The sequence below is a fragment of the Sphingomonas sp. PAMC26645 genome, assembly GCF_004795835.1.
GTDB lineage: Bacteria > Pseudomonadota > Alphaproteobacteria > Sphingomonadales > Sphingomonadaceae > Sphingomonas.
This window is the reverse complement of the sequence record NZ_CP039249.1, coordinates 3,998,050-4,017,797: the sequence shown is the minus strand read 5'-3', so window position 1 is coordinate 4,017,797 and position 19,748 is coordinate 3,998,050. Positions and strand designations below refer to the sequence as shown.

Genomic DNA, 19,748 nt, shown 5'->3' with positions numbered 1-19,748 from the left:
GGCCAAGCCCTCGGTTCGTCCAGATCTAGGCGACCAGCATCGGCAGAGCCTCGGCGACCGTTCCGTCTGCTCGGTAATCGTCAGGCGTCTGGAAGTCGTGCCGCGCCAGACCGCGAGAGGCCTGCGGGCCGCGGGGCAGGCCGCTGCGATCCGAATAATCGCGCTCTGTCCCGGGTTCGCGTCGGTGTGACGACCTCACTTTTGAAAAGGCCACGATATCCAACGCCGTAATACCAACAACGAGTGCGGTCGCGATCGCGGCATTGCGACGCTGCGGGTTGTCACGCTTCAACGCTTTCGCAAGCGTCCCGAGATCAAGCACGTCACCGGCGATCCGCGCTGCAAGGCCGATTGATTTGTCGATCGATAGCGTGGGCACCGCGCTTGCCAATTCGCGAGCGCCGTACGCGCGGATCAGTCCTTGCTTGTCGTCGATCCCGAGCGAGCGGGCGATCCGACCTGGGGCAACGAGTTCGGCAAGGCCGAGCCCGATCGAGAACCAGCCGAGTGCCCGCGCCAGCCGGTCGGCTCCGCTCATGGAGCTGGGGCCTTTGCGCTTGATCCTGGGATCACCCTCGGAACGGGCAATATGCGTGAGATTGGTGAGTGACATGGTGACACCTCTTCAGGAGCTTGGCCGTTTACGGGCGGAGCATGACCTTGATGCAGTCGTCCGCCTTGTCGCGGAACGTGCGATACATCTCAGGGCCTTGCGATAGATCGACCTTGTGGGTGATTACGAAGGAAGGATCGATCTGCCCGTCCTCGATCCGGCGCAGGAGGTCTCCCGTCCAGCGGGGGACGTGCGCCTGCGCCATGCGGAAGGTCAGCCCCTTGTTCATCGCCTGACCCATCGGGATCTTGTCCACCAGACCAAGATAGACGCCAATGATCGAGATGACGCCAGCGGGCCGGCAGACATAGATCATCTCGCGCAGCACGTGCGGACGATCACTCTCGGCCATCACCATCTGTTTGGCCCGGTCGAGGATGGTGTCGGGCTGGCCGAAGCTCACGTGACTTTCGGTGCCGACCGCATCGATGCATTTGTGCGGTCCTTTGCCGCCGGTCAGTTCGTTCAGCCGCTCGACGACATTTTCCTCGTCGAAATTGATGGTAATGGCACCCGCAGCAGCAGCCATGGACAGCCGCTCCGGCAGATGATCGATTGCGATTACCTGCTCGGCGCCCAGCAGAATTGCCGACCGGATCGTCATCTGCCCGACCGGTCCGCAGCCCCAAATGGCAACTGTATCGGTCGGCTGGATGTCCGCCTGCACCGCGGCCTGCCAGCCGGTCGGCAGGATGTCTGAAAGGAACAGAAGCTTCTCGTCGTCGATACCCTCTGGCACCTTGACGTGGGTGGTGTCGGCGAACGGCACACGCAGATACTCTGCCTGTCCGCCAGGATATCCGCCCGTCAGGTGCGTGTAGCTATCGCGTCTGCCAGCATGCGCGCTGTTGACTTCTATTGCTGGATAGCGGCTGTTTTGCGCGTCGGACTTGAGAGCCGACCTTCAGCTATCGGCCAGCCTGCTCGCTCCATGCTCGAGGTAGCCGAACGCACGAATGTCGAATCTTGTCAGAAGCCGACATTCGGCGAGCCCGATGGGAACGACCGCTTCGTCCCACTTCTTGTCATTCTACGCCGGCTCGTCCAGGCGTCGCGCGGACATGAACGGATGTCTGAAGTTGGGAGCGCGCAACGACCGCTGAATGTCGTCTTGTGGGTCGATCTACAACAGGGCGCTCGCATACCCGACGCACGGCGGGTCTCACGTAACGGCCGGCATGCAGCTAGGCGTCTCCGATCGCCTGGATGATGCGATACGCGGCAACGACGTCGCGCTCGACGACAGCCGAAGTGAAGCGTTCGATGATGGCGCGCAGGCGGTTGGTCGGCGCCGTCGCTGTGTTCAGGAGTGGGCCATCGATGAGGCGACTGCCCCATTCCACGCCCAGGCGCTGCGCTTCGTCATCGGCGCCGACGACGATCGATGGGAAGGGCAGGCCGATTTTTGGCGCCGCGAAGTTACGTTGGTCCAAGCTCGTGCCTTCGGGGGCGACCAACAAGGCACCGGCAACGTTCGCGGTATAGGCTTTCGGCGACAGTCGGGCCCACCATGCGGCTGCCGCGCAGGCACTGCCCTGCGCCAGGAGCATGACGGCGCGATCGGATGCCGATACGGCGGCATCGATCCGCGCCGCCAGCGCCGTTCGCTCAGCAGCGGTACGGCTGCGCACTGCGATATGCTGCGCGTCGCCAAACTTCGGAAACTCCCGGAACCGCTCGAATATGGAGACGGCCTTGTCGGGGACGAGCGCGATGAGCGTCAGCCGATGGCTTTCCAAGACAGCAACAGACACAATCCGGTCTCCTTTTCTGCAATCACGTAAGCTGCCTTCTTCGGGTCAGCGGCGCAATGCGGCTTCTGAAATACGCGGCAAGCGTCCGGCGCTTGTGCGGCGCTACGTCCGGCACGACGATCCAGCTGCTGGCGGACATAGGTTCATACGAAGGATGCTACGAGAATTCTGCTTCACTCGTGTGGCGGGATGCCGGAGCGTTGTGCGCTATCGTGTCCCTGGTCGGCACTGCGCTTTCCCTCTGTTCGGTAGTGCTTGGCCGACAGGGCCAGGGCATCATAAGGGCGGCCGGGTTGCCCGAAGTCTGGCAGGGGGCGGGGGCCATCCACGTTTCCGAGCTGCCACGCTGATCCCGGCATCGTTCGATCCCGGCCAGACACTCGAACCCATCCGGAGCGAGATATGACGATGATGAAGCTGTGGTACGCACGCCGGGAGGGCTGGGCGCCTCAAGCTGAAGACGCTCGTCTCGAGGCGGACGTCGACTACGCGCGGATCATTCATTCCGCCTCGTTTCGAAGACTGCAGGGCAAGACGCAGATCCTGAATCTTGGCGACAGCGACTTCTACCGGACCCGGCTGACACACAGTCTCGAAGTCGCGCAGATCGCCGGCGGAATAGCCCGGCAGTTCGCGATGTTGCCGCCGGAGCATCCGGTTCTGCCGTATCTGCCCGATCTCAGCATGATCCAGGCAGCGGGCGCGACGCATGACCTCGGCCATCCTCCGTTTGGGCATGGCGGAGAGGTCGCCCTCAACTACTGCATGCGCGATCACGGAGGGTTCGAAGGCAACGGGCAGACGCTTCGGATCGTTTCCCGGCTGGAAAAGTTTTCCAATTCCGCGGGCGCGAACCTAACGCGACGCACGATGCTGAGCCTTCTCAAATACCCTGCGCCGTATTCGGCGGTTGTAAACGGGGACATTGTATCGCGCCTCGACCCTGCACCGAAGACGCTGCGGATCATCGAGCGCGCGACGTCGAAGCCTCCGAAATGTTACCTCGACAGCGAACAGGAGGTCGTCGATTGGGTGCTCGCCCCGCTCAGCGATGCGGATCGATCGACCTTCACGTCCGTATCTTCAATCGCGGGGAAGCACGGGAAGACGCGCCACAAGTCGTTCGACTGCAGCATCATGGACGTCGCCGACGACATCGCGTTCGGCGTACACGACCTCGAAGACGCCCTTGCACTCGGGTTGATCAACGAGAGCGACTTTCGCCGATACGTTCCCGAGCATCGTAGCGGAAGCTTTCTGGATCACTTAAAGGAGCGTTATCCGTCGGAATTCGCCAACGACGTCTATGGTGGCTTTGTATCGGCGTTGTTCGGCGAGGGCGGTCGTCGGAAGCGGTTCATCGGCCGGATGGTTCATCACCTGATCACGAACTGCAGGATCGTCGAGGTGAACGAACTCGATGAACCGTTGATCCGCTATCGGGCGGTGATGGCTGATGGTCCTGCGGAGCTTCTCGATGCACTGAAGGAGGCTGTGCGTGAGATCGTGATCCTTAGTCCCTCCGTCCAGCAGCTGGAGTTCAAAGGGCAGACGATGATCGTCTCCGTGTTTGAAGCTTTCTCTTCCGAGCCGCGATCGTTCCTCCCTCGCGACACATTCCTACGTTGGGAACAGAGTGATACGCCGGAACGGGTGATCTGCGACCACATCGCGGGGATGACCGACGTCTACTTGCTCCGGACCTACGAGCGGCTTTTTGCACCGCGGATGGGTTCGGTATTTGATCGGGTGTGATCCGGTTTAACTCCGAACCCAACCGCATTCGAGTCATTCAAGTAGGGTAGAAACTGTACTGCATCTAATAGTGATCTTCTGCGAAAAATGTCAGCCAGACCGGACGCAACTTGTATTACGACCGCTCGCGAAGTGGTAGTAACATCTGTCACCGCTTTTATAGTTTGGCTCGGCTTCCGGCTTAAAATTACGTGGTCAGTTGATAGGCCCTGAAGTGGTTCGTCCGCAAAGCAGTATGTCAACAGTCGCGTCTTGATCAATGCCTGCAATAGTCAAGCGGAACGCAGTAACCTGCTGCTGCTCCATCTGGATGCAAGCCGCGGTTGCCACAGCGATCTGATTCATTGGGTGCCAGTCGAGACCTACCATGCCGATGTCATGGACACTCACGCAATCGTCGACTGCTGACAGGCAAATGGTGGACACTCGTTTGCGCTGGCCTTCGTGCGCGAACAGCCAATTTCTGGCAGTTTGGGGGCATGGTTCAGTCTTGCGTCGGCCATGACGGAAATAGACTGGATTCGTTTGAGAACGTCAAAAGGCGCGGCAAGGTTGTTAGCCGGTTCTGTAGATTGGGCTGTTACATTCAGGGCTAAAGGAACGGTATCAAGTCGGGTGCGCGCCGGAAGCCAAACGGCCTGTCCTCCCCGATAGCAGGGGCCAAAGGATGAGAACGGAAAAGGGGTTGGACAAATTAGCACAATCCCTAGCACATTGCTGGTCAAAAAAATATATTTAGCATCTTTCTCAGTTGTCTAAACATTAGCAACACGTACTCATAACCTGAAGGTCGCAGGTTCAAATCCTGTCCCCGCAACCAACTTGATTTGCAACACCTCCTCGGTCACCGCCGCGGAGGCTTTTTGCGTTTTTGCTCCAGCGCATAGCGTCAGCATCGATGCCAACTCGCCGCGCAGGTCGATGGCTAGATTGCCGTCTTCCGGCGTCAGCACCACCGCCTCGATGAGCGCGCGCAACCGTTCGAACGCCTGCGTTTTACCGCGTTGCTCTCGAACGCCGCGATAACCCATCCCGCCTTCTTAGAATGCAAACGGCTCAGGTTCGGATGCAGCTTAGAGCCAGCGGATTGACCCACCCCGGGTTTGTCGGAACCCCAACTCCTGAAACTGAGCGTCATGACGCGCGGTTTTCGATCACGAGAGGGATTACCCGTTTAAAAGGTTTCTGCGACCTATTCGGGAACCGTTCATCCCACTGACCAAGACAAAGGCGCCATGCAGTCCTCACCTGTCCAATCCTACGGGCTGAGTCATTTTCCGTAACACAAGCCTCATGTTTGATCGTTACGGCAGAAAAATGAAACTACCTTCGTCGCCTCAAGCGATGTCGCCCGCTCAGCGCTGGGTAGACCTTGGGCTGGCGCGAGGCTGCGCTGTTCCGCAAACTAAGCGTGAATAGGTCAAGAAGGCAGAGGTGAACAACGGTAGGCACGCCGATGTTTCAACCGAGGTCGCTGACGAGGCGAAGATGCTAGAGCGCGAGGTCCGCGAACGGCGGCAGGCCAACGATATACTGCGTAAGCCTGTCCTGCCTGCCTGAGGGGCATTCGCGTATTTGCTAAGGTGTAACTCGACTACCCGTTCTGGCGATGATCACGATCATTGACGATAACTAGTGTCCACGGGGTCGCGCCGATCTGCCGCATCTTGCTGATCGCCCCATTCACATATCATGAGCGCGTCGCGCAGCGACAGAATTTGACGCGCCTACCGGCGCCGGCGCGGCAGGATGTGGCCGTTAAGCCTGAGATAGCCCGTATGTTCGCAGAGAACTAGCCGGCCTAAGGTGCACATAAGGTCGGCCGGCAGATGATGGGGGAGGGCTGCGCAATCTCTCGTTGTACTATGGAAACGCTGATGCGCGAGATCGGCTTGGCACAGGTAATTCGCGTCAAGCCGGTGCGCACGACCATCAGCGATAAAGCGGCGCCGTGCCCGCGCGATCCCGTCAACCGGCAGTTCTACGCCCCAGCGCCGAACATGCAGTGGGTGTCGGACTCCACCTACGTTGTGACTGGGGCAGGTTCGTCTACGTCGACTCTTCGACAGGTTCAGGACAGGCTTCGTCATCGACAACCACGCCCGCCGGGGCGTCGGGTGGCGTGCCAACGGAACAACATTTCGCATTCGTCCCAAACGCGATCGGGCAAGCCCTTCACGGCCGCGGGCCGGTCCCACGCGGCGGCATCTTTCACCACAGCGACTGCGGCTCGCGATACGCGTCGATCACGTACGTCGAGTGGACCGCCACAGCCGAGATTAAGCCGTCAGTCGGCGCGGTCGGCAACACCCTGCCTGCCGAAGCCAAACGCCAATATTATAGTGTAGCAGACAACATTAATATGGCAGCGTGACCCACAAAGCCAATGCCTTTGCCAGACCCGGCGGCTGTTCAAGCCGCGATTTCGCGTCTAATGACTTTAGGTTGTTCATGTCAGACTACGCGTCTACAAGCGGCCGCGGCTTTCGAGGACAGTAAAAACTACTTTAGTTACTGCTCATAGCGTCTTCGCCAATCGATATTTTTCTAGAGAAAGCAGACCTACCAGCACTCTTAGGAAACGCGAAGCGCAGGCCGCGATAGCCAGCCAACATCGAGCGGATCTCGCGAGATATCAATTTGAAGTCTGCGGTGTGGTGATACCCCCTTTGAAAGAATGGGGTGGCGACGGGTTACCCTTAATCGCGCAACCACTCGGTTGTGATCTCGCCCCCGTGCCCCTCCGGCGCCAATACAGTGCGCAGGATTTCCAGCAAAGGCGGCAGCGCCTGCACGAAAGCGTAGGGCGGGTTGACGATATAAAGGCCTGCGCCGTTATAGATGCCGGGCTGATCGCCATCGTACAACCAATGCTCCACCCCCAGCAATTTCGGGATACCGAGCTTTCGTAACTCTTCCTTCCACTGCCAATGCGTGGCGCGGTCTTTCAGCGGATACCAGATCACCGTCACGCCATGCGCCCATTTGCGAGAGGCAGCCGCAAGGGTGGCTGTGATACGGGCGCGTTCATCGGTCTGCTCGTACGGCGGGTCGACCACCACCACGCCGCGCGCGGTTCGGGGCGGCAGCATTGCCAGCCAAAGCTCGTAGGCGTCGCGCTCATGCACGGCAGCGGGTGTGTCGCGCATCACGCCGCGCAGGGTATAGGCGTCCTCGGGATGCTTTTCGTTCAGGATCAGGAAGTCCTGCGGCCGCAGAAGCTGCGCCAGTATCCGCGGGGATCCGGGGTACAGATGCGGCTCGGCCCCGACATTCACCGCCTGCACGGCGGCGCGGTAGTCGTTCAGCAAGGGGTTCGGGTCGGCAAAGGCCCGCAGCACGCCCTGCATGGCCTCGCCGGTGCGCCGGGCATCCTCGCCGCCAAGGTCATACAGACCGCAGCCGGCATGAGTGTCGATCAGGGTCAGCGCGCCCTCTTTTTGTTGCAAGGCCCGGACGAGCGCGATCAGTAGGCTGTGCTTCACCACATCGGCGCTGTTGCCGGCATGGAAGGAATGACGATAATTCATTGCGGCCCAAAATCCTGACGATTTACCTTTACGCGTGTTGCTAGGTGCGGTTGCCGAGCGCGAGGCGACCAAAGTAGCTGATCCGGTGCTAGTATAAAGCCGCGCGAAAACCTTCAACGCACTTTTGCGCAAGGCTTCACGCCCGCGTTAACGAAAGGGCAGGGGGCTTAGGGATCACTGTCCGCTAATCCACTGAGCCGCATCGGGCTCCGCGGGTGGTGAGCGCGATCACCAAGGGGCCCGTCTTCCGCCGTGGCGGGGGCGCTAGAGGTCGGCTGCGCGAATCATTTCCTCCGATGCCTTATGACGCGATTGCAGGGTACGCGCGCTATTGGCAAGAGACGTTCAAGGGGAAGATGCCCGACCCCGCGCACACCGCCTACACCATTGGGACGGCTTCGCTTGGCCGACAGGACGTCAACGGGGTCCATTTTCGGGTGGTGCTAAAGTTTTGGTCAGGGGCTGGCAAAGATACTGATCACCAAGCCAAAGGCGGTAAGGGCACTTTTGAATCACTCGTTGCGCGTAGGGCTTATGCCGGACTTGTTGCGCCGGTGAGGATGACGTGGGATTGTCCAACCACTCCGTTGATCGTCGTCGTCGATGGCATTGCTCTACGGGCGGAAGCTTGACAGGCGCGGCAATGTCACGGTGCGCGTGTTGTCGAAGATCAGGGTCTGACGACCGCTTTGCCAGTCAACCTTATGGCACAGACAGCGGTCCGGGCAGCTGCCGGGGAAACCATCTCAGGAGGGCATCGGACAGAACTGCGGCAACAGCCGAGGGTTCGCCTGTTCGCGTCCCGCTTGCGCGTACTGTGGTCGCCTGTCCCGTCCAGACAACGTGATTGTCACGGCGCAGCGACACGGTCACCTCGAGACGGGTGACGATCAGGCCATGCAACTGATCCTTGCCCGAGGGCAAAGTCAGCGACAGGCCTCCGAGCCCGGCCGCCATGCCCGGTCGATCCGACCGGTCGGTGCCGGACCGGACGACGCCGCGCTGGGTCTGCGATACCTCGACCTTGGCGACGTAAAGGCTGTGGTCTGCGTCGGGCAGGGGCAGGAAAGCCGTTCGAAGGAGGGTTCGCTGCACGGCGTCCGTGAACGTTTTCGTGATAGCGGGAGACGTGGTCGGACGATCAGCAGCCACGATCGATATCGTGCCTGGCTTCACCACGGATGCAGCAACCGGCGATTGCACTAGCGCTGCGGCCGCGGCAAAAATAAGAACGTACATCTGACAGGCGCCGATCGATTTCAGGGGACGGGGAGCGCTAACGGCATGCTGCCGGCCCTCCGCGGTAAAAGTGGTGGTCGATCTTTATTGATAACGATCGTGATCGCGATCTTCCGCTCCGACAGCCTTCTAGTCGAGCTTCTCGACGTGTCGATCTGCCCATTCCTTGCCCTCATCGCCTCCCCAGAGAAGCCAAGCGATGTAGCCCGCGGACGGATCAGTGTCCGATCCCCACTCATGCGTTTTGCCGTCTTTATCGACCTCGTGACGAGCGAAGTAGCTGTGCATCGACTTCACATCCTCGGTGGTCACGTCGTCCTGCGCTGCCAATTGCTCGGCACGACGAACCCCGACGTCCGTACCGCCTCGTCCGAAATCGTCGCGTAACTTTAGCCCCTTCTTCGCATTGGCGGCGATCTTCGCAGTTGGTTTGAACGTATCGGGCATCATGCTCTCCCTGTGTCGATGTTCAAACGCGTAGATTTTGGAACATATCCTTGAGGGCGGAGCGGCGGAATTTGCCTCTTGTCCTCCCGGGTGATGCTGGACGAATTGGCCATCGGGGGGCGGGCCGAGACGGTATTCTCGGGGCTCCCGTGTTCTAGCAACGAGCATTTGATTCGTTGAATTGATGGGAAACTAGCTCCGCTTGAAAGGTTTTAGAGCGAGCAAAGGAGATCGACATGGCGACCGAACAGCCGAACATTGTGGCTGACGACGTGAAGCCGGAGCCGAACGACACGGAGAGCGCTGCGACCGTTTTAGACGATGCGCAGATGACCAAAACGCCGGGCGGCGAGGGGCTAGGCGGTGCCGATGCCGCGGGTGGCTTGAACGGATCGGGGAAACTTAGCGGTGGTGCGACGCCGAACAGCCCTATCGATATCCCGGTTCCGTACCGCGGGAGTGGAAACCCAACTCGCGAAGCCCAGCTCAGGTCTTTGAACGATGGCCCCAAGGAACCGCATACCAATCCGAACTGATCAACCTGGGATTACTTTCAAGGAACATCGCGCGGGGTTGGGTGGACACCCCAGCGCCTTCGGGACGTTTAGTGTTTATGCATGATGATAAGACAGTTCGTCTAACGCGGCCGCGTTGTCTTCCCGAAGGTGTAAAGGCCGCCGCCTTGAGGATCATCCGATGAGCGCTGATCGTAACCTGGCCGGGCGGCGTGTCGTGATAACCGGTGCATCAAGCGGTATCGGCGCGGCAACGGCGGTGGCTTTCGCCAAAGCGGGAGCGCGGCTTGTCCTGGGGTCTCGTGGCAAGGACGGGCTGGACGACGTCGCGCAGCGCTGCGTCGAAGCTGGCGGCAGCGCGATCGTCCGTCCAGTCGACTGCACCGATGCAGGCGCAGTGGCCGTGTTCGCTGCCGAGGCGCGCAATCTGCTCGGCGGCATTGACCTGTGGTTCAGCTGCGAAGGCATTGGCGTGCTTGGCCGGTACGAAGACGTCCCGATCGCGGATCATGCCCGTGTCGTCGATGTGAACCTCGTCGCCCACATGAACGACGTCCATGCCGTACTGCCGATCTTCCTCGCGCAGGATCACGGCACTTGGGTACACATGATCTCAGCCGGCGGTTTTGTCGCTACGCCTTATGCCGGGCCTATTCGGCGAGCAAGTTCGGGTTGCGCGGATTCAGTTCCGCGTTGCGCGGTGAGGTATCGAAGCGCCCGTACATTCACATATGCGACGTCTGCCCAACCTTCGTCGATACGCCCGGCGTGGACCATGCTGGCAACTATACCGGTGCCCGGCTTTCGCTTCCCCCCGGTTCGCTCGCACCGGAGACGGTGGCGAAGGCAGTCGTGCGGCTTGCCACGCACCCTCGTAACCTTACCGCGGTCGGCGCGCCGGCAATTGCATTCAAACTCGGCGAGTTCGCGGCGCCGAACCTGCTGGCGGCGATCATGAGTGGCTTCCTCGACACCTGGTCGGCCCGCGCGCCCAACGGCGACGACAGCGATGGGGTGTTGTTCGAACCTGGCGTCCCTGCCGGCCCAGATGGTGGCCGGCGCGATCCACACCGGGGGCGCAAGGTGGCAGCCGCGGCTGGCGGCATGGCGGTTCTGGGCCTTGCGGGGGTCGGTGTCTGGCTCGGCCGCCGCCGGTGATTGAGGACAACCGCTATCTTGTGGTGACGCTGTGGTCGCGGATACTGGCGGCTTTGCATTGGAGGGGTTCACCGCGTGACCGAAGCGATCGAGTTGGGACTGCCGGCGCAGGCCTTCGACCGACAGGATGATGGCGACGACCTGGGCTTCTACGCGCCCCCGCGTTTAGTCACGCACATCGACGAGGCAGCAGTAGGTGCACTGACCAGCCTGTACCGCGATGCGATCCCCGCTAGCGGGCGGGTGCTCGACCTCATGTCGAGTTGGGTGAGCCACCTGCCGGACGGCGTCGCCTATGGCGAGGTCGTCGGCCACGGCATGAACGCAGAGGAACTCGCGGCCAACCCGCGCCTCGATCGCTGGTTCGTCCAAGACCTTAACGATGTGCCTGAGTTGTCCGAAGAGGACGCGCGCTACGATGCCGTACTGATCTGTGTCGGGGTTCAATATCTGCAACACCCCCTGGCGGTACTGCGCGAGGTTCGTCGTGTGCTTAAGCCGGAAGGCCGCGTCATCATAAGCTTCTCGAACCGCTGCTTCCCGACCAAGGCCGTGGCGGTCTGGCGTGCTCTTGATACGCAGGGCCACGCATCGCTTGTCCGCCTCTATCTGGAGACAGCAGGGTTCCGCGATGCCACGGCTTCCCTACTTGCAGACGGTCGCCTGGGCGATCCATTGGTCGCGATAACCGGTCGCAGTTGAGGCTGTTGGGATCACACCAGCAATGGGGGCGCTGACTTCCCGGTTTAGTACCGTTGCGCCTGTTACAGGGATGTATCGGGCGCAACGGCAACCCAGCGGTCAGGCCTCGACGCTGGCGGTCAAGGGTGGCGTCTGCTGATGTTGGACGACCAGCCAATCGTCGTTTCCCCGCATCCGCAAAGTCGAGGTGCAAAGTGCCTCGTACTTTTCGTCGCCGCTCGCGCATCGCGCGGTGTACGCAACGACGATCAGGCCCTCTTGAGGTCGTGACACTCGTCGATCCGATAGCTCAACTGTATCCCAATCGGGCGTAGCCTTGACCGCATCCTTCGCTTCCTGCCCCTGGAAGACATAAGGTGGCCGGGGCAAGACCATGACGATCTCCTCGTCGATCCGGTCCTGGTAATGCTCGTCGCTGGCATCCCATAGGCTGCCTTCGAATTCCCACACGCGCTGGTCGTCCATGCCGTCTCTCCTTCATGGCTCAAGCGCGGGAGGATGGGGGAGGGTTCCGACGTCTCGGCGCCATCGCGTCGATATCCGTCGGCGTGTCAGGCTAAAAACGCCCGTGATGTATGGGCTGCCTTGCGTTGGAGCATGACACTGTCAAATACGGTCGAGGCACAGGGGCGAACGGCTCGTCAGGTGGATAGCGACCGGCGCCGTGCGATCACACCTACTGTTCCAGCATCCCCTTCAGCAAGAAGCTGCTCGTCCCAGCCCCAGCCAGCGTCGCGTCATGGGAATGCGGCGCAGGACAACCCATTCTACTACGAGGACGATCACGAGTGTCGTGCCGAACAGCGGCATGTAGACCCCAAGCCCGACGATCGCTGCTACCAACCCGATCCGAAAGCGCGGACGGTTCTGCGGCAATGGTGCGCCCAGCAAACCCGTCGGTCGCCTCCGCCACCACATGACTCCGCCCGAAACGGCGAGGACGGTCAGCAGCAGCGCGGTTAGCGTTCCGAGAATCTGATTGGTGATGCCGAACAATGCGCCCTCGTGCGCCGCGATGCCGTAGCCGATGACCCGGTCGATCCAATGGCGGTCGGCGAACGCGACACGGCCGACAAGGCGGCCTGTCGCACCATCGACCTGCGCGTCCGATCGCAGTGGGCGATCGGCTGCGTCCGATGACACCGTCCACGGCCCGCCTTCATGCGCGGGGGAGACAGCAGCACAGGCGGTGCAATCCGCAACGGCCGGACCGTAGCAATCACGCGCCCAAGCTCAGCGGGCCGGATCGGCGGGGCAGCCATGATCATGCCGTCATGCCCGGCGTGAGCCCCAAGCATCGCGTCCGCTTTCGCCGTCGGCGCCTTGCCGCCGATCGTCCAGTCGACGGGACCCTGCGTCGTGCCGGTGAGCGTGCGGACCTCCCCCAGATAGCTGCCCCAGGCATTTGCCCAAGGAAGGCCAGTGAGGATCAGCCCGAGCGCGAACACCGAAACCCAGATGCCGGCAGTCGCGTGGATATCACGCCAGAACAAGCGTCGTCCGCCCCCCAGGCGAGGGTAGAGGACACCCGCGAGGCCCTTCCTGTTGCGCGGCCACCATAGATAAAGCCCGGTCAGGAGCATGACGATCGCCCAGCACGCGGCGATCTCGACGAGGTAGCTGCCCCACACCCCCGCGAGCAATTCGCCGTGAAGGCGCGATACCACGTTGAGCGGCCGGTCTTCCTCGCCGATGACCTTCAGCACCGCAAGCGAGTGCGGATCGACATAGACGCGGTGATCAACGCCATCAGCGGAGACGATCACACGCACGGCGTTTCCCGGATGTTCCGGGAGTACGTATTTATGCAGCGACGATCCTGGGACCGCAGCCAGTGCCGCCCGCACGTGCGCGTCGGGTGAGACGGTCCGCCCGGCAACGGGGAGATGGTCGTAGGGCCGGTCCAACAATGCTTCCAGCTGTGGTCGCCAAAGATAGATCGTGCCCGTCAGTGACAACCAGATAATGAATGGGATGCAGAACAGCCCTGCATAGAAGTGCCAGCGCCATACCGCGTTGTACCACCGCGCGCCGGGTGCCCGATGGCCGGCGGGTGGGTTCGTGTTCATCGCTGAAGCGTCCATGCCCGCCATCATAATGCCTTGGTCAGACGTATCCCAACAGTCCGCGGCGGGCCGACGAGATAGGCGAAGTAGCTGGTTGCGGTGGTGTTGCCGGGCGACGTCGTGAACTCCTGACCGAAGACCGGCACGGCGTCGAACAGGTTGGTGACGAACAGGTCGACCCCCAAGCCGCCACGCATCGTCACCCCGGCGGAGGCGTCGACCAGCGTGTAGGCCGGACGCGGCAGCACCTCGCCTTCGCCGAACCCGCTGTTGGATCCGCCGACGTGACGCGCCGCGGCGAACAACGTGCCGGTCAGCTCATGCGTGAGCGCGGTCTCGTACTCGCCGCGCACATTCCACAGCCAGCGGGGCACATCGAGCACACGCGAGCCTGCCGGCAGCAGCAGATTGGGCACGTCGTTGCGGTAGGTCGCGTCGGTGAACGATCCGCCCGCGTGAAGATCGAGCCCCCGGACCGGCGACACGGAAACTTCAAGCTCGCCGCCACGGCTACGAACGCGGCCGGCGTTGACGGTGAAGGAGATGGTCGTTGCGTTATTGATCCCGCACGCTGTCTGGAACGCCTGCTGATAGTCCTTCCAGTCGATTGCATAGCCAGCGCCGTTGATCCGCACACGACCACCCCAAAGGCTGGTCTTGGCGCCTATCTCGTAATTGTCGGTACGATCGCTGTCGTAGGGCGGCGGTACATCGGGAATGCCTGCCGCGCGACGTTCCGCAGCCGAGCAGATATCATCCGTCACAGGCGCATTGACGCCCCCGGTGCGAAATCCCTGCGAGTAGCTGGCGTAGAGCGTCGCGGCACGGCTCGGCTCATAGCTTAGCGTGAAGCGCGGTGTGACGCCGTTCTCGCGATTGCGCTCGTCATAATCGTAGGCGAGATCGCCGCCTGCGACGCCACCGATCCCGTAACGTCGGCTCGCTTCGCGCTGGCGATAGGCAAACACGCGTGCGCCCGCGGCGACCTTCACCTTCGGCACTACGGCATAGGTCAGCTCGCCGAACGCCGCGATCTCGCTCTCACGAAAGCGCGCCGTCGTGTCCTGGATGACGGCCGGACTGCTGGCACCAAGGGGGAGCGGTGCGGTGACGCCGAACAGGTCGGCGACGGTGATGCTGCGACCGGAGTCCTGATGAAGGTCGCGGTAGAGCGCGCCGAAGACATATTGCAGCCGCCCCGGTCCATCGGACACCGCGCGCACCTCCTGCGTGAACTGTTTCGTGCGGCCGAAATCCTTGAGCGGCGTTGGGAATAGCCTGCCGCCTGGACCCGGTCCGACGATGTCCTCGACGATCGGAGAGTCGAACGCGGTGACGTCGAACGACAGCCGGTTTCGCCGGTCGAGCCAGGACGAATTGGACGACAGGGTGAAGCCACCGAGCGTATCGAACCGGTTCTCGATCAGCAGCGAGCGGATGACGAACCGATCCTTGGCATACGTGTCCGCATACCGCGCCTTTAGCCGCGCGCGCTTGCCGAAGGTCACGTCGCTATGGGGACGGTCCGCATTGCTATAGACGTCCTGCCAGACCAACGACGGGGTGATCGTCAGGGTCGGCGTCGCGTTCCAGCGCAGCGCCGCGCGTACCGTGCCGGTGCGCGTCCAGTTGACGTCCTTGCGGACCGCCGACGTTCCCGCATTCTCGGTCAGGTCGCCGGTGGTGGGCCGCAGATCGTCGATCCAGCCGCCCTGCCGGACAAACCCGCCCGAGACGCGCATCGCCAGGATGTCGGCGACGATCGGCAGGTTGAGCATCGCCTTGGCGTCCCAGCTCGTGCCGCCATCGGTGATGGTCGAAACGCTCGCCTGACCCATTGCGGCGATCCTGGTGGCGTCGGGCTGGTTGGTCACGATGCGGACCAGGCCGCCCATCGATGACGACCCGAACAACACGCCTTGCGGTCCGCGCAGCACTTCGACCCGAGCGACGTCGAACAGCTGCGGGTCGGGCTGTGAAAAGCCGCGGAGTGCGCGGGTCTGAAGCGGGGTCTCGTCGAAGTAGACGCCTGTGGTCGGCGACTGGACGAACCCGACCCCGCCGATCCCGCGTATGATGTACTGCGAGTTGCCGGGTCCCGTGGTCGCGAAGGCCAAGCCCGGCACGGAGTCCGCGACGCGAGAAAAGTCCTGCACGTTGAGGCGGCGAAGCAGGTCGGCGGAAAGGATGGTGACGCTTGCCGGCACGTCCTGGAGCGCCTGTGGGCGTTTCAGCGCCGTGACGATGATGTCGCCGGTTTGCGCTGCGTGGAGGCCCTGCGCATTGGTGACTGTTAGGTCGGACTTCGTGATGCGTGCCGCGTCATCCTGAGCGGACGCTGGTACGGCGAGCAGCAGGCAGGGCAGGCACGCCCCTGCCAGCAAGTGAGTTCGGATCATGGATAGGCCTTTGACCGGCCCTCGCGATAGCGCGCGGTCCGTGGACGTGGTTGCTCTCGAAGGAGCAGACGATCAGTCGGTCAAAGGGCGGCCGGGGGACCGCGAAGCGGAGGCCGTAGGTAGCCGCGGCGGACCGTCGCCGGTTGGACGGCTGGTGACAGCCCGATCGCCATGACGAAGGCGATCAGGGCGACGAGCTGAACGGGATCGATCGCACCGAGCGTTGCGGCTGACAGGCCCGCAAACGCGCACGGCATTTCAGCCTTGCCGTGATCCTGCGACTTGCCGTGATCGGGCATGTCGCCGTGCGTCCCCGACATGGCCATCGTCGTGGCGTTGGGGGCAACGCCGGAACATAGCTCGATCGTAATCCGGCCATGCTCGCTGCCGATCATGTACCCGGTCGGTACAAGCAGCTTCAGTAACAACGCTGCCGCGCACAAAAGCACGGCAAAATAGCGTTGCGCTAAGAGGCGACGAGTCGCGAGCATCGAAGGCAGGTAGCGCAGCTAGCCGGTGGTGTCTTGGTTGACCTTCCAGAGCGGGCGTACGCCTGTACGGGGTCATTCCCGTTGAACATTTCTGCTACCCTGGTTGGCAATGCGCGCATGGCGAAAGGTTCGGTCAACAGCTCCAATGCCGCCGCGCAGTAACAGCTGCCACTTCCGATGCGCCTGATTGGGCGATCATCTCGTGGTCATCGCTGCTCTCTGACGCGCTACTCGACAGCAGGCCCATCCCAAGGGCGAGTGACATAAAGCTCTAGTACCGATTAGAGTGAGCTGTAGCGATGCTGGGAAAATGTGTCGCGTCGCTAGCCGACGTCGCGCAATTAGCAGGCTTTGTCAATCAGTCCCACCTGACCCGAACCTTCCAGTCTCGTCTCGACATAACTCCTGCCTATTGGGGTAAATCACGATATGTTGAGCTGATACAAGACGCGAACGCTGCCATGTGGCAGGTACTGGCTGTATCCCTTCAGGAAACCGGCCTGTGAAATCAATTAAAACTGCTGTCATCGCGCCCAGCGCCGTCGCGTTGTCCGCTGCTGGCTCTGCGCCGCGTATCGGCCTCGCTCTCGAAACGGTCCTCGCGGCGTTCGATCACGACGAACACTTCGATCTGCGGGCGTAGTTTTGCTTCACAATGGAGAGTAGTTGCGGAGCGCTATTATGGTGAATTGGCAAACACCGTTCATGACATCCGGTCGGCGAGAAGGAACGGAACTCCACCGCTCGTGGGCATAGCGATCGACTGGAGCAACTGCATCGCCCAGACGACACGGCTTCCGTCTACTGGCCCGAATCCGACGGCAGCGCGCCGGCAATATTGCCATTCGGGACCTTACGATGCGATCGGGGGCTGGCCGCGTTCGTTGAGGATCCACCATCACTGGGTAACGGTATTGAGAGATCTAGCAGATCAGTAGAGTATCGATCCCGGCTTCATTCCTGCCACCGTTCGGGCGGTCGTAAACTCGATTGGATTTGGAGACCGGAAACGCCGTCATAGCGAACCGGCCTTGAGCGATTTCGCAACGGTGAACCCGTATTTCTCCAGCCCCGCGACGACCTTCGCCAACCCCTCCGACTGCGCCCAGAACATCGGTCCGCCGCGGTACACCGGCCAGCCATATCCATAGATCCACACCACATCGACGTCCGACGCGCGCTGTGCCTTGCCCTCTTCGAGGATCAGCGCGCCTTCGTTCACCATCGTGTAGAGCGTCCGCACGACGATCTCCTCGTCGCTGATCTCGCGCGGCGTCACGCCGGATTTCTTGCGGAAATCGTCGATGATCTCCGTGACCCGCGCCGAGTTCGACGGCGTCCGCTTCTCGTCGTAATCGTAAAAGCCGGCCTTGGTCTTCTGGCCCCAGCGATTCTCCGCCGCCAGCGCATCGCGGATGTTCTCGATCCGGCTCGGATCGCGATGCCAGCCGATGTCGACGCCCGCGAGATCGCTCATCTGGAACGGCCCCATCGGCATCCCGAACGCGACATGGACCTTGTCGATCTGCTCCGGGCTCGCGCCTTCCAGCAGCAGCTTGGTCGCCTCGACCTGCCGGGGCATCAGCATGCGGTTGCCGATGAACCCGTACGTAACGCCGGCAACGACAGCGACCTTCTTGATCTTCTTCGCGAGCGCCATGACGGTCGCCAGCACATCGTCCGCGGTCTTGTCGCCGCGCACGACCTCGAGCAACTTCATCACGTTGGCGGGCGAGAAGAAGTGCATGCCGACCACGTCCTGCGGCCGCTTGGTGCACGCCGCGATCGCATCGATGTCGAGATACGACGTGTTCGAGGCCAGGATCGCGCCCGGCTTGGCGATCGCGTCGAGCTTGGTGAAAATCTCCTTCTTCACCTCCATCGTCTCGTACACCGCCTCGATGATCAGGTCGCATTCCGCCAGATCGGCGAAGTCGAGCGTTGGCTTCAGCGCACCCATTGCCTGCTCGACCTGCTCGGGCTTCATCCGGCCTTTGGCGGCGGTCGCTTCGTAATTCTTGCGTACGACGCCGGTGCCGCGGTCGAGCGCCTCCTGCTGCATCTCGACGATCGTGACCGGGATGCCCGCGGACAGGAAGTTCATCGAGATGCCGCCGCCCATCGTGCCCGCGCCGATCACGCCGACGCGCTTGATCTCGCGAAGCTTGGTGTCGGCCGGAACGTCGTCGATCTTGGCGGCCTGGCGTTCGGCGAAGAAGATGTGGCGCTGGGCTGCAGACTGCACGCCCATCATGAGCTTCATGAACTCCTGGCGTTCGAACGCGATGCCGTCCTCGAAGCTGGAGCCATCCGCGGCTTTCTCGACGCAGGCGATGTTGGCGGCCGGCGCGTCGAAGTTACGGAAACGCCGCGCATTCTCCTTCTTGAACGCGGCGACCGCATCGGGATCGGCCTGCGCGGTCTTCTCGGACGCGCGGGGCAGGGGGCGCTTGGTCGCGATCTCGCGCGCGAACGCGACGGCATCGGCTTCGAGCGAGTCCTCGCCGACGATCTTGTCGATCAGCCCGGCGTCGAGCGCCCTCTTCGCCGAGATCGGATCGCCCTTCGCGGTCATCTCCACCGCGAGCTTCACGCCGGCGATGCGCGGAATGCGTTGCGTGCCGCTAGCGCCGGGCAGCAGGCCAAGCTTCACTTCAGGCGTACCGATCTTCGCCGAGGGAACGGCGACGCGGTAATGGCAGCCGAGCGTGACTTCGCACCCACCGCCGAGCGCGGTGCCGTGGATCGCCGCGACGACGGGCTTCGACGACGCCTCGATCATGTCGACGACGGTCGGCAGGCCGGGCTCGACCATTTCCTTGCCGAACTCGGTGATGTCGGCGCCCGCAAAGAACGTGCGGCCGTCGCAGCGGATCACCATCGCGGTGATGCTGTCGTCGTTAACGCCTTCCTTGATCGCCGCTTCGAGGCCCTGGCGGACCGCAGCGCCGAGCGCGTTGACGGGAGGATTGTTCGAGATGATGACGAGCACGTCGTCATGGCGTTCGGTGCGGATCGGGCCAGTGTTCGTCGACGAGGTCATACTATCTCCGGAATTACTGTCGTCCAATGTGGCGCT

General features: G+C 62.0%; 17 protein-coding genes, 3 pseudogenes and 1 other annotated feature. Of the genes and pseudogenes, 7 read left to right on the top strand and 13 right to left on the bottom strand.

Translation table 11 applies throughout. The features are described 5' to 3' along the window. Positions 1–25: 25 nt before the first annotated feature. From E5673_RS18355 to E5673_RS18345, 3 genes are all read right to left on the bottom strand, one after another. Positions 26–538 carry a hypothetical protein gene (locus tag E5673_RS18355; protein ID WP_247599474.1) on the bottom strand — a complete coding sequence of 171 codons (513 nt, stop codon included), beginning with the start codon at positions 536–538 and terminating at the stop codon, positions 26–28. A gap of 103 nt (positions 539–641) precedes the next feature. Continuing rightward, positions 642–1,382, bottom strand: a complete 741-nt coding sequence (locus E5673_RS18350; protein ID WP_247599473.1) for a zinc-binding dehydrogenase — start codon at positions 1,380–1,382, stop codon at positions 642–644. 415 nt (positions 1,383–1,797) lie between these two features. Continuing rightward, positions 1,798–2,352 carry an alpha/beta hydrolase gene (locus tag E5673_RS18345; protein WP_168711669.1) on the bottom strand — a complete coding sequence of 185 codons (555 nt, stop codon included), beginning with the start codon at positions 2,350–2,352 and terminating at the stop codon, positions 1,798–1,800. Between the two features lie 417 nt (positions 2,353–2,769). Here E5673_RS18345 and E5673_RS18340 point away from each other — a divergent pair, with 417 nt between their 5' ends. Further along, a complete protein-coding gene (locus E5673_RS18340) occupies positions 2,770–4,122 on the top strand; it encodes an anti-phage deoxyguanosine triphosphatase (RefSeq protein WP_247599472.1) in 1,353 nt (450 codons plus the stop codon). Between the two features lie 776 nt (positions 4,123–4,898). Here E5673_RS18340 and E5673_RS18335 read toward each other — a convergent pair. The 4 genes from E5673_RS18335 to E5673_RS18320 form a co-directional block, all read right to left on the bottom strand. Then, positions 4,899–5,153, bottom strand: coding sequence for a hypothetical protein (locus tag E5673_RS18335; RefSeq protein ID WP_136191106.1), 255 nt, complete (start codon positions 5,151–5,153; stop codon positions 4,899–4,901). A gap of 537 nt (positions 5,154–5,690) precedes the next feature. Beyond that, positions 5,691–5,804 (top strand) — a sequence feature (AL1L pseudoknot). 1,017 nt (positions 5,805–6,821) lie between these two features. Next, positions 6,822–7,652 (bottom strand): 23S rRNA (adenine(2030)-N(6))-methyltransferase RlmJ, encoded by an 831-nt coding sequence (rlmJ, locus tag E5673_RS18330; protein ID WP_136191105.1) that lies wholly within the window; start codon positions 7,650–7,652, stop codon positions 6,822–6,824. A gap of 702 nt (positions 7,653–8,354) precedes the next feature. Beyond that, positions 8,355–8,891 carry a hypothetical protein gene (locus E5673_RS18325; protein ID WP_136191104.1) on the bottom strand — a complete coding sequence of 179 codons (537 nt, stop codon included), beginning with the start codon at positions 8,889–8,891 and terminating at the stop codon, positions 8,355–8,357. A gap of 129 nt (positions 8,892–9,020) precedes the next feature. Next, positions 9,021–9,341 (bottom strand): hypothetical protein, encoded by a 321-nt coding sequence (locus tag E5673_RS18320; RefSeq protein WP_210731773.1) that lies wholly within the window; start codon positions 9,339–9,341, stop codon positions 9,021–9,023. A 233-nt stretch (positions 9,342–9,574) separates the two neighbouring features. Here E5673_RS18320 and E5673_RS18315 point away from each other — a divergent pair, with 233 nt between their 5' ends. The 5 genes and pseudogenes from E5673_RS18315 to E5673_RS18305 all read left to right on the top strand — a co-directional run bounded on the left by E5673_RS18315 (position 9,575) and on the right by E5673_RS18305 (position 11,713). Then, positions 9,575–9,874, top strand: coding sequence for a hypothetical protein (locus E5673_RS18315; protein ID WP_136191102.1), 300 nt, complete (start codon positions 9,575–9,577; stop codon positions 9,872–9,874). 160 nt (positions 9,875–10,034) lie between these two features. Next, a pseudogene (locus E5673_RS20120) lies at positions 10,035–10,499 on the top strand (SDR family NAD(P)-dependent oxidoreductase); the annotation flags it as partial. After that, positions 10,451–10,564, top strand: a pseudogene (locus E5673_RS20115) (hypothetical protein); the annotation flags it as partial. The pseudogenes E5673_RS20120 and E5673_RS20115, both read left to right, overlap by 49 nt. A gap of 57 nt (positions 10,565–10,621) precedes the next feature. After that, the gene (locus tag E5673_RS20110; RefSeq protein WP_247599715.1) at positions 10,622–11,011 is read left to right on the top strand and encodes a hypothetical protein; all 390 of its coding nucleotides are present in this window, start codon (positions 10,622–10,624) and stop codon (positions 11,009–11,011) included. Positions 11,012–11,086: 75 nt separating this feature from the next. After that, positions 11,087–11,713, top strand: coding sequence for a class I SAM-dependent methyltransferase (locus E5673_RS18305; protein ID WP_136191101.1), 627 nt, complete (start codon positions 11,087–11,089; stop codon positions 11,711–11,713). Positions 11,714–11,812: 99 nt separating this feature from the next. Here the strand turns inward: E5673_RS18305 and E5673_RS18300 are convergent, their stop codons facing one another. The 5 genes and pseudogenes from E5673_RS18300 to E5673_RS18285 form a co-directional block, all read right to left on the bottom strand. Then, on the bottom strand, positions 11,813–12,178 hold the full coding sequence (locus E5673_RS18300; RefSeq protein WP_136191100.1) for a DUF4440 domain-containing protein: 366 nt from the start codon (positions 12,176–12,178) through the stop codon (positions 11,813–11,815). 231 nt (positions 12,179–12,409) lie between these two features. After that, the gene (locus E5673_RS20265; RefSeq protein WP_348769873.1) at positions 12,410–12,856 is read right to left on the bottom strand and encodes a PepSY domain-containing protein; all 447 of its coding nucleotides are present in this window, start codon (positions 12,854–12,856) and stop codon (positions 12,410–12,412) included. Positions 12,857–13,053: 197 nt separating this feature from the next. Continuing rightward, positions 13,054–13,782 (bottom strand): annotated as a pseudogene (locus E5673_RS20260) (PepSY domain-containing protein); the annotation flags it as partial. A 23-nt stretch (positions 13,783–13,805) separates the two neighbouring features. Continuing rightward, positions 13,806–16,178 carry a TonB-dependent receptor gene (locus E5673_RS18290; RefSeq protein ID WP_136191099.1) on the bottom strand — a complete coding sequence of 791 codons (2,373 nt, stop codon included), beginning with the start codon at positions 16,176–16,178 and terminating at the stop codon, positions 13,806–13,808. An 80-nt stretch (positions 16,179–16,258) separates the two neighbouring features. After that, complete coding sequence (locus tag E5673_RS18285; protein ID WP_136191098.1) at positions 16,259–16,669, bottom strand: DUF2946 family protein; 411 nt, start codon at positions 16,667–16,669, stop codon at positions 16,259–16,261. Positions 16,670–17,171: 502 nt separating this feature from the next. On the opposite strand from E5673_RS18285, the gene E5673_RS19810 reads away from it, so the two are divergent. Next, entirely contained in the window at positions 17,172–17,312 is a 141-nt protein-coding gene (locus E5673_RS19810) for a hypothetical protein (protein WP_168711668.1), read from the top strand. A gap of 372 nt (positions 17,313–17,684) precedes the next feature. Here the strand turns inward: E5673_RS19810 and E5673_RS18275 are convergent, their stop codons facing one another. Then, positions 17,685–19,712, bottom strand: coding sequence for a 3-hydroxyacyl-CoA dehydrogenase NAD-binding domain-containing protein (locus E5673_RS18275; RefSeq protein ID WP_136191096.1), 2,028 nt, complete (start codon positions 19,710–19,712; stop codon positions 17,685–17,687). Positions 19,713–19,748 lie beyond the last annotated feature (36 nt).